Origin of the sequence: Mesorhizobium sp. M7A.F.Ca.CA.001.08.2.1, assembly GCF_003998455.1 — a bacterium.
GTDB classification, from domain to species: domain Bacteria; phylum Pseudomonadota; class Alphaproteobacteria; order Rhizobiales; family Rhizobiaceae; genus Mesorhizobium; species Mesorhizobium ciceri.
Genome location: NZ_RZPW01000947.1, coordinates 1 through 2,062, shown reverse-complemented (window position 1 = coordinate 2,062; position 2,062 = coordinate 1). Strand labels below are relative to the sequence as shown.

General features: G+C 59.1%; 3 protein-coding genes and 1 pseudogene. 2 read left to right on the top strand and 2 right to left on the bottom strand.

Features of this window, described 5'->3' with window-relative positions:
• Together EN914_RS38800 and EN914_RS33305 are read left to right on the top strand one after the other, a co-directional pair.
• Positions 1-224, top strand: a pseudogene (locus EN914_RS38800) (sugar ABC transporter substrate-binding protein); the annotation flags it as partial.
• Positions 225-333: 109 nt separating this feature from the next.
• Complete coding sequence (locus EN914_RS33305; protein ID WP_032898951.1) at positions 334-1,026, top strand: class I SAM-dependent methyltransferase; 693 nt, start codon at positions 334-336, stop codon at positions 1,024-1,026.
• Between the two features lie 59 nt (positions 1,027-1,085).
• On the opposite strand, the gene EN914_RS33300 is transcribed toward EN914_RS33305, so the two are convergent.
• Complete coding sequence (locus EN914_RS33300) at positions 1,086-1,352, bottom strand: acyl carrier protein (protein ID WP_013533122.1); 267 nt, start codon at positions 1,350-1,352, stop codon at positions 1,086-1,088.
• 39 nt (positions 1,353-1,391) lie between these two features.
• On the bottom strand, positions 1,392-2,062 hold a 671-nt coding region (locus EN914_RS33295), incomplete at its 5' end, for a class I adenylate-forming enzyme family protein (RefSeq protein WP_164779105.1).

Here is a 2,062-nt window from a genome sequence, read left to right as displayed (position 1 = left end):
CCACTGCAAGGCTCCACGCAGCCAGCCAGAAGCTTCAGCCATCAGGGGCGTCCGCGCTTCCACTGCCCATCGCCGGCGAAACCTTTCAGGCGCGGATCACAATAACCGGCGGGGCCGGCGACGCGTCAAGAGGTCGACCGGCCGACCAGGACACCGAGGTTGCGCCTGGAGACACCATCGAGGTGAGGTTCAGCAGCGAACTGCAGAGCGCGGCGATCCAGTAGTTGCGCGGACGTGAACCGAGCCGGGAACGACGTTGCTGATGGCTCGCCCACGGCATGAAGACCGGGCGCCTGAGAAATCAACATGGGGAATCAAGAAAGCGGGTTTGCCGTGATTGGTGAAATAGATGTCGCCAGCGCCTACAGTACCGGCCGCACCGACTTCATGGGGCTGAAGTTGGTTGTCGCGCCCGGCGTGCTAGTCCCTCGCCCGGAGACGGAACTGCTCGGCAGCACCGCCCTCAATGTCCTTCGCGAACTTAAAAGGCCGGTACCGCGTGTCGTGGACATGTGCTGCGGGGCGGGCAATCTCGCCTGCGCCATTGGATACAAGGTCCCCACCGCGCGCGTCTGGGCGAGCGATCTTACCGACAGCTGCGTCGAAACCACCTGCCGGAACGTTGCCCATCTTGGCCTGGCCGGACGTATTTCGGTGCTACAAGGCGACCTCTTCAATTCCTTCTCGGGTCTGGAGCTCGAAGGTACGATCGATCTGGTCGTCTGCAACCCGCCTTACATCTCGGAGAAGCGGCTCGAAAACGACCGCGCGCATCTGATGGAACTTGAACCCCGTGAGGCGTTCGCTGCCGGGCCTTACGGCCTGAGCATTCATATGCGGGTGATCAAGGAGGCGCAGCACTATCTGCGGCAAGGTGGCATGCTGCTTTTCGAGGTCGGGCTTGGCCAGGACCGGCAGGTCATGAGTTTGGTTGAGCGTTCCAAAGCCTATGAGAGCATTCGCACGGTTGCGAACAAAGCCGGTGAAGCCAGGGTGGTTTGTGCACGGGCCAAAGCGTCAGCGTGAGCCGCGCCATGGGTTTGCACGCTCGGTTGGGACGACGCCCTCAAGCCGTAGCCCGGCGATCAGTTTTCCTTGCTGACCACGTAACGTGCAATTCCCTGGATGGAATCGAAATTCTCCGGCAGAAGTTCACTGTCCTCGACAGTGATGCCGAATGTCTCCTCGACGAAGCCGATAACTTCAAGCACTCCAGTCGAGTCTATGATGCCCTGGTCGAGCAACGACGTTTCAACTTCCAGCGCACGCGGGTCGGCTACGTAGAAGTTTGACGCCAGAAAGGCGCGGATTTGATCGCTGTAGGTGTCAATTCTGTTGTTCGTGCTCAGCATTGAATTGGCCTCCGAGCCAAATAATTTCCGTAAATTGCTTTATGACAGCGCCATTTTCTTGAGCTTGCCCGTGTCCGTCATCGGCAGACTGGACACAATTTGGATGGACTTCGGAATCATGAAGTTCTCCAATCGCTTCTGACATTCCATCCGCAGCTGCTTTTCGCCCATGATCGTTCCTTGCTCCATGACGACAAAGGCCTTCACTGCTTGCCCCAGCAGGTCGTCGGGTACTCCGACAACCGCGGCTTCCCGTACTCCCGGGATTTCCATCAGCACGTTTTCGACTTCCCTAGGCGCCACCTTTTCTCCCCGCGATTTTATGATCTCATCGCTGCGGCCGACAAAATAGAGGTAGCCTTCCTCGTCCATTCGGCAGTAGTCGCCGGTGTACAGAACCTGCTCGCCGGGCAAAGGACCTGGCTTGAGCTTCTTCGCGGTAGCCTCCGGCTTACCCCAGTAGCCCTTCATGACCGTTGCCCCGCGGATGACCAACTGGCCGACGGCATTGGGACCAACCCTTCGGTCATCCTCATCGACAATCCACATTTCGGTGTTCGGGATGGCGATCCCCACGCTCAACGGTTTTCGGGCAAGATCGTCCGGCGGAAGATAGGTGCAGCGTTTGCATTCGGTCAGGCCGTACATCGAATAGATGCGGGCGGCGGCAAACAGTTCCTGGAGCAGGCGGCTGTTCTTCAGCGGCGGGG

Coding starts and splice junctions, on each gene's coding strand:
- EN914_RS33300 (WP_013533122.1), bottom strand. CDS start 1,352: ATGCTGAGCACGAACAACAGAATTGACACCTACAGCGATCAAATCCGC.